A 7,429-nucleotide genomic window follows, 5' to 3' on the forward strand; every position below is an offset into this window, starting at 1 on the left:
GTGCAGCGCGTCCGCCGTGGCCTCCACGTCGTACGGATGCACCACGAGCGCGTCCTCGCCGAGGTCGGCGTACGCGCCGGCCTCCCGCGACAGCACCAGCGCGCAGCCGTCGTCCGAGACCACCGGGATCTCCTTCGCGACCAGGTTCATCCCGTCCCGCAGCGGGTTGACCAGCGCCACGTCCGCCAGCCGGTACGCGGCGAGCGAGCGGGCGAAGTCGTCCTCGACGTGCAGCACGACGGGCCGCCAGCCGTCCGTCCCGTACGTCTCGTTGATTTCCGCGGCGAGGCGGCGCACCTCGGCGGTGTAGTCCCGGTACACCGCCAGGTCCTGCCGCGACGGGTACGCGAACGCCAGCTTCACCACCCGCCCGTGCCACTCCGGCCGCCGCTCCAGCAGCCGCCGGTACGCGAGCAGCCCGCGGACGATGTTCTTGGACGGCTCGGTGCGGTCCACGCGTGCGACGACGGCGCGGTCCGTGCCGCCGATCTGCTCCCGCAGGGCCGCCATCCGCTCGGCCACGTCCGGCCGCCGGGACCGCTCGCGCAGGAACCCGGCGTCGGCACCGAGGGCGTGCACGTCGACCTGGGTGGTCCGGGTGCGGTCCGCGCCGTCGCCGAGGACGTCGCGGCAGCAGGCGGTGAACGCGTCGGCCCAGCGGCGGGTGTGGAAGCCGACGCGGTCGGCGCCGAGCAGCCCGCGCAGCAGGGCGGCGGCGATGTCGTCGGGGAGGAGCCGGAAGTAGTCCGGCGGCGCCCAGGGGGTGTGGGTGAAGTGGGAGATGCGCAGGTCGGGGCGGCGCTCGCGGAGCATGCCGGGCACGAGGCACAGGTGGTAGTCCTGCACGAGCACCGCCGCGCCCTCGGCGGCACCGTCGGCGAGGGCGTCGGCGAAGGCGCGGTTGTACGTCTCGTACGCGGCCCACTGGCGGCGGAACCCGGCGTCGAAGACGGGGGCGACGGGGATGTCGTAGAGCATGTGGTGGACGAACCACAGGACGGAGTTCGCGACGCCGTTGTAGGCGTCGTGGAAGACGTCCGGGTCGATGCCGAGCATCCGCACCCCCGGCTCGGCCACCCCCCGCCGCACGGCCTCCCGGTCCCCGTCACCGAGCGCGGCACACACCCACAGCGCCCCGGCGTCGGGCCCCACGGCACTGAGCCCGGACACGAGCCCGCCCCCGCCGCGCTTGGCGGCGAGCTCACCGTCGTCGCCGACGGCGTACGAGACGGGCCCGCGGTTCGACGCGACGAGCAGGGGTGCACGGGAGGACGCGACCATGCGCCGAGCCTAGCCACGGCAGCCCCCACCGAAACGCAACCGGGATGGTGTGGCCGAGACGAATGGGTCCGGGGGGAGCCCGCGGGGGCCCGGGGGCGCTGCCCCCGGACCCGGGGACCGGTACCGGGGTGTCCTGCTCCGGTGCGGCCCGCCCGGCGAGGGCTACGCCGCGGGGCGTTCCACGTACTCCCTGATCTCGCCCATCGGCGGCCGCTCCTCCGTGTCCACCCCGTACGTCCGCGGTTCGAACGCCCCGTCCTCCCCCCGGTCGAACTGCGTCAGCCGCGGCCGCACCAGGTGCCCCCGCGCCAGCCGCAGCTGCGCCGTGCGGTAGATCGACGCCGCCATCCGGCCCAGCGCCCGGTCGTCCTGGTGGCGGTGGCGGCGCACGCCCACGTCGACCTGCGCCAGCCCCGCCAGCCCCACCGTGTGCAGCGCGTCGACGAGCAGCCCCAGCTCCACCCCGTACCCCACCGGGAACGGCAGCCGCTCCAGCAGCGAGCGCCGCGCCGCGTACTCGCCGCCCAGCGGCTGGACGAAGCCGGCCAGCAGCGGCCAGTGCAGGTTGAGCAGCGGCCGGGCCACCAGCTCGGTGACCCGCCCGCCCTGGCCGGCCGTGCCCGTTTCCAGCGGCCTGTCGTACACGGCCTTCACGAACTCCACGTCCGGCTCGGTCAGCAGCGGCCCGACGATCCCGCTCACGAACGCCGTGTCGAAGTCCTTCAGATCCGCGTCCACGAAGCACACGATCTCGCCGCGCGTCACCAACAGCGACCGCCACAGCACCTCGCCCTTGCCCGGCAGCGCCGGCACCCGCGGCAGCACCTCGTCGCGGTGTACGACCCGCGCGCCGGCCGCGGCGGCGACCTCGGCGGTGCGGTCGGTGGAGCCGGAGTCCATCACGACCAGCTCGTCGACGAGCCCTCCGTCGGCGGGAGCCATCAGCTCCGCCCGGATGGCCGCGACGATCGCCCCGACCGTGGCCTCCTCGTCGAGCGCGGGCAGCACCACGCTCACCGTCCCGTTCGCGCCCAGCGCGCGCTTGGCCGCCAGCAGCCGCGCGTACGGCCGGTCCGCCGCGGACCAGGACCGCGTCCTCAGCCACTGCTCCACGTCATCGAGCACCTGCGGGCCTCCCCTTGCCGGTGGTCCTGTGAGGTGTGAGTGCCGTCTCGCGTGGCGGACGGCTCTCACAACTGTCCTGGGCGTCGGTTACAGTCTTGAACAACGTGCGTGACGTCCCTATGTCGGGGTCGGCGCGCCGGACAAAAGCGCCGGGCGGCTCCGCCGGGCCGGCGCCATACAGAGCTCATCCAGAGGGGCAGAGGGAACGGCCCGTTGAAGCCCCGGCAACCCTCCGTCCGGTACTCGCGACGCTGCGAGGCCCCGGACGGTGATGGTGCCAATTCCGTCCTGCGGCGAGATGCGTCGCGGGGAAGATGAGGAGAGAGGGCCTCGCCAGTATGGCTGTAGACACAGCTCCCACCCCCACCGCCGTGGACGGCGCCCCCGACCTGGGCCCTGCCGTCGCGCTGTCGTGCCGGGAGTGCGGAGAGCGGGTGCCGCTGGGTCCGGTGTTCGCGTGCCAGTCGTGTTTCGGGCCGCTGGAGGCGGCATACGAGCTTCCCGGCGGCGACGCCGAGGCGGCCGCCCGGCTGCGCAGCCGGATCGAGGCGGGGCCGCGGAGCATCTGGCGGTACGCGCCGCTGCTGCCCGTCCCCGCCGACGTGGCGGACAAGCCGAACCTGAACCCCGGTTTCACCCGGCTGCACCGCGCCGACCGCCTGGCGGCGGAGCTGGGCATCACGGGGGCGCTGCACGTCAAGGACGACTCGGGCAACCCGACGCACTCCTTCAAGGACCGCGTCGTCGCCATCGCCGTCGAGGCCGCCCGCGCCTTCGGCTTCACCACGCTGTCCTGTTCGTCCACCGGCAACCTGGCCGGTGCGGTCGGCGCCGCCGCGGCGCGGGCGGGGCTGCGTTCGTGCGTGTTCATCCCGTACGACCTGGAGCACGCGAAGGTCGTCATGGCCGCGGTCTACGGCGGTGAGGTCGTCGGCATCGAGGGCACGTACGACGACGTGAACCGCTTCTGCTCGGAGCTGATCGGCGACCCGGTCGGCGAGGGCTGGGGCTTCACGAACGTCAACCTGCGCCCGTACTACGCGGAGGGCTCCAAGACCCTCGCCTACGAGATCTGCGAGCAGCTCGGCTGGCGGCTCCCGGACAACATCGTCATCCCGGTCGCCTCCGGCTCCCAGCTCACGAAGATCGACAAGGGGCTGAAGGAGCTGATCGCGACGGGGCTGGTCGAGGAGCGCCCGTACAAGATCTTCGGCGCCCAGGCGGCCGGCTGCTCCCCGGTCTCGCGGGCCTTCAAGGACGGCCACGACGTGGTACGTCCCGTGCGGCCCGACACCATCGCGAAGTCCCTCGCCATCGGCAACCCGGCCGACGGCCCGTACGTGCTGGACATCGCCCGCCGCACCGGCGGCGCGGTGGAGGACGTGACGGACGCGGAGGTCGTCGACGCGGTGAAGCTGCTGGCCCGTACCGAGGGCGTCTTCGCGGAGACGGCGGGCGGCGTGACGTTCGGCGTGCTGGCGAAGCTCGTCGCGGACGGCTGGATCGACCCGGCCGAGACCACCGTCGCGATCAACACCGGCGACGGTCTGAAGACCCTCGACGCGGTCGCTCCCACCACGGGGCCGACCGCGATCATTCGTCCCACACTCGACTCCTTCCGAGAGGCCGGCCTCGCATCATGAGCGTGAACGTCCGAATTCCGACCATCCTCCGTACGTATACCGACGGGCGGGCAGAGGTGAACGCCGAGGGCGCGACCCTGGCCGAGGTGATCGAAGACCTGGAGAAGAACCACCGCGGCATCGCCGCGCGGGTGCTGGACGATCAAGGCAAGCTGCGTCGCTTCGTGAACGTCTATGTGAATGACGACGACGTCCGCTTCGCCGATGGCCTGCAGACTCCCACCCCTGAGGGGGCGGGTGTGTCGATCATCCCGGCGGTCGCCGGAGGCTGCTGAACCCCGCTGCCGCGCGTACGGCCCCACCGATCCGGAGTGGGGCCGTTCGCATGTCCGTGCACGCGATAGGGTTGGGGCGTTCCCCCCTCGTGGCCCATGCTCCACGCATATGAGAACACGACAAGTTCCGTGCAAATGCGGAGAGTTAATTGTCGTGATGGTGAGTTATGCCCTGCCCGAGTTGTCAGGGAATGGCGGAAATTGATTGGAAATATACCGATCGAGTGTCCGCAGAATTCTCGTCCGATTGACCTGTTGCACTGGGCATCTGTGCGGATACATTCAGCCGCGGTCGACGCGTTCCGGCGCACGCCCCGGCGTGCATCCGGGGGTGAGGTCTGACCCGGGTCCGCGGAGTGCGGTCCTGTGTAAGGGCCGGCAATAGGGGAGTTTGGAATGGCTCAGGGCACCGTCAAGTGGTTCAACGCGGAGAAGGGGTACGGCTTCATCGCGGTCGACGGTGGTGCGGATGTCTTCGTCCACTACAGCGCGATTCAGATGGACGGATACCGCACCCTCGAGGAAGGCCAGCGGGTCGAGTTCGAGATCTCGCAGGGTCAGAAGGGGCCGCAGGCAGACATGGTCCGCGTCAGCGGCTGAGCGCCGGGCATCGACCACGGACGACTCGCGACGGGCCCGCACCCCCCGGGGTGCGGGCCCTCTGCTGTCCGCGTCCGCCCGCGACTTGGTGCGGGGTGCCGCGGTCCGGTTCCGCTCTGCGCATGAGAAGCCCGCACCCGCTTGCACTCGCAGGGGGCGAGTGCTAATCATTGGCGTTAGCACTCTCCCCGTGAGAGTGACAGAACGGGACCGGTTCGGTGAGGTCCGTACGCCGGGTGGGAGGGAACCACGCGGGTCGCGGGCCGTCCGTCGCGGGCGCCAGCGCGGTCCGGACACAGACGACCCCCCTGTCCGGGAGGACTCAACACAATGGCCAAGACCATCGCGTTCGACGAGGAGGCGCGGCGCGGCCTTGAGCGCGGCATGAACCAGCTCGCCGACGCCGTCCGCGTCACCCTCGGCCCCAAGGGCCGGAACGTCGTCCTTGAGAAGAAGTGGGGCGCCCCCACGATCACGAACGACGGTGTCTCCATCGCCAAGGAGATCGAGCTAGAGGACCCGTACGAGAAGATCGGCGCCGAGCTGGTCAAGGAGGTCGCGAAGAAGACGGACGACGTAGCCGGCGACGGCACGACGACCGCGACCGTCCTCGCCCAGGCCCTGGTCAAGGAGGGTCTGCGGAACGTGGCCGCCGGCGCCAACCCGATGGCGCTGAAGCGCGGCATCGAGAAGGCCACCGAGGCCGTCTCCGCCGCCCTGCTGGAGCAGGCCAAGGACGTGGAGACCAAGGAGCAGATCGCCTCCACCGCCTCCATCTCCGCCGGCGACACCCAGATCGGCGAGCTGATCGCCGAGGCCATGGACAAGGTCGGCAAGGAAGGCGTCATCACCGTCGAGGAGTCGCAGACCTTCGGGCTGGAGCTGGAGCTCACCGAGGGCATGCGCTTCGACAAGGGCTACATCTCCGCCTACTTCGCCACCGACATGGAGCGCATGGAGGCGGAGCTTGAGGACCCGTACATCCTCATCGCCAACTCCAAGATCAGCGCGGTCAAGGACCTGCTGCCGCTCCTGGAGAAGGTCATGCAGTCCGGCAAGCCGCTGCTGATCATCGCCGAGGACGTCGAGGGCGAGGCCCTGTCCACCCTCGTGGTGAACAAGATCCGCGGCACCTTCAAGTCCGTCGCCGTCAAGGCCCCGGGCTTCGGCGACCGCCGCAAGGCCATGCTCGGCGACATCGCCATCCTCACCGGTGGCCAGGTCATCTCCGAGGAGGTCGGCCTCAAGCTGGAGAGCGCGACCCTCGACCTGCTGGGCCGCGCCCGCAAGGTCGTCATCACCAAGGACGAGACCACCATCGTCGACGGGTCCGGCGACAGCGAGCAGGTCCAGGGCCGGGTCAACCAGATCCGCGCCGAGATCGACAACAGCGACTCCGACTACGACCGCGAGAAGCTGCAGGAGCGGCTCGCCAAGCTGGCCGGCGGCGTGGCCGTCATCAAGGCCGGTGCCGCGACCGAGGTCGAGCTGAAGGAGCGCAAGCACCGCATCGAGGACGCCGTGCGCAACGCGAAGGCGGCCGTCGAGGAGGGCATCGTCGCCGGCGGTGGCGTGGCGCTGCTGCAGGCCGGTCACGTCTTCGAGAAGCTGGAGCTCCAGGGCGACGAGGCCACCGGTGCCTCCGCGGTGAAGCTGGCCCTGGAGGCCCCGCTGAAGCAGATCGCGGTCAACGCCGGCCTTGAGGGCGGCGTTGTGGTGGAGAAGGTGCGCAACCTGACCGCCGGTCACGGGCTCAACGCCGCCAGCGGTGAGTACGTCGACATGATCGCCGAGGGCATCCTCGACCCGGCCAAGGTGACCCGCTCCGCGCTGCAGAACGCGGCGTCCATCGCGGGCCTGTTCCTCACCACCGAGGCCGTCGTCGCCGACAAGCCGGAGAAGGAGAAGGCCGCGGCCGGGGGCGGTATGCCCGGCGGCGACATGGACTTCTGATCCAGGTCTGCCGGGTCCGGACGTCCGCGCCGAGCGCGGCCGGACAGCCGGACGGCTGACGAACCGAGGGCGGCACCCCCTGCGGGGTGCCGCCCTCGGGCGCGTCGGGGAACGGCCGGCCCCGGGCGCGCCCCGGGACGGCCCGGTCAGCTCACGTCGGTCGCGGACTTCAGGGCCACCCGCAGATGGCCGTGCGAGGCGTCGAGCAGCCGCTCCGCCGTGGAGCCGTCGACGCCGCCGAGGATGGTGAGGATCGCGTTCTTCACCTCGCCGCGGGTCTCGGCCAGGGCGGCCTCCACCTCCTCGTCGCCCGCGCCCGTCGCCAGCGCGACGATGCGCCGCGAACGGGCCTGCAGCTTCTCGTTGGAGGCGCGCACGTCGACCATCAGGTTCCCGTACGTCTTGCCCAGCCGGATCATCGTGATCGTCGACAGCATGTTGAGCACGAGCTTCTGCGCCGTGCCCGCCTTCAGCCGCGTCGACCCCGCGATCAGCTCGGGGCCCACGACGACCTCGATGGCGTGCTGCGCCGCCGCGCCCAGCGGCGAACCG

At 71.3% G+C, this 7,429-nt stretch carries 6 protein-coding genes, 1 pseudogene and 1 riboswitch; of the genes and pseudogenes, 4 read left to right on the forward strand and 3 right to left on the reverse strand.

Annotated elements, in window-relative coordinates:
- Positions 1-1,281 (reverse strand): alpha,alpha-trehalose-phosphate synthase (UDP-forming) (locus tag H5J30_RS11990; protein ID WP_181787423.1); only part of this gene is annotated, 1,281 nt, incomplete at its 3' end.
- Between the two features lie 162 nt (positions 1,282-1,443).
- The gene (locus tag H5J30_RS11995; protein ID WP_181787424.1) at positions 1,444-2,406 is read right to left on the reverse strand and encodes a glucosyl-3-phosphoglycerate synthase; all 963 of its coding nucleotides are present in this window, start codon (positions 2,404-2,406) and stop codon (positions 1,444-1,446) included.
- A 181-nt stretch (positions 2,407-2,587) separates the two neighbouring features.
- Positions 2,588-2,727: riboswitch (SAM riboswitch) on the forward strand.
- A gap of 17 nt (positions 2,728-2,744) precedes the next feature.
- On the opposite strand from H5J30_RS11995, the gene thrC reads away from it, so the two are divergent.
- The 4 genes from thrC to groL all read left to right on the forward strand — a co-directional run bounded on the left by thrC (position 2,745) and on the right by groL (position 6,877).
- Positions 2,745-4,049, forward strand: a complete 1,305-nt coding sequence (thrC, locus tag H5J30_RS12000) for a threonine synthase (protein WP_181787425.1) — start codon at positions 2,745-2,747, stop codon at positions 4,047-4,049.
- Positions 4,046-4,324: a MoaD/ThiS family protein gene (locus H5J30_RS12005; RefSeq protein ID WP_026276618.1), complete on the forward strand. Its 279-nt coding sequence runs from the start codon at positions 4,046-4,048 to the stop codon at positions 4,322-4,324. The genes thrC and H5J30_RS12005 overlap by 4 nt, the downstream gene beginning before the upstream one ends.
- A 396-nt stretch (positions 4,325-4,720) precedes the next feature.
- Positions 4,721-4,924 (forward strand): cold-shock protein, encoded by a 204-nt coding sequence (locus H5J30_RS12010; protein WP_018839739.1) that lies wholly within the window; start codon positions 4,721-4,723, stop codon positions 4,922-4,924.
- A gap of 330 nt (positions 4,925-5,254) precedes the next feature.
- Positions 5,255-6,877, forward strand: a complete 1,623-nt coding sequence (gene groL / locus H5J30_RS12015) for a chaperonin GroEL (protein ID WP_018839738.1) — start codon at positions 5,255-5,257, stop codon at positions 6,875-6,877.
- A 146-nt stretch (positions 6,878-7,023) separates the two neighbouring features.
- On the opposite strand, the pseudogene H5J30_RS12020 reads toward groL, so the two are convergent.
- Positions 7,024-7,429 (reverse strand): annotated as a pseudogene (locus H5J30_RS12020) (N-acetylmuramic acid 6-phosphate etherase); the annotation flags it as partial.

It is taken from the genome of Streptomyces phytophilus (assembly GCF_013870535.1).
Taxonomy (GTDB): domain Bacteria; phylum Actinomycetota; class Actinomycetes; order Streptomycetales; family Streptomycetaceae; genus Streptomyces; species Streptomyces phytophilus.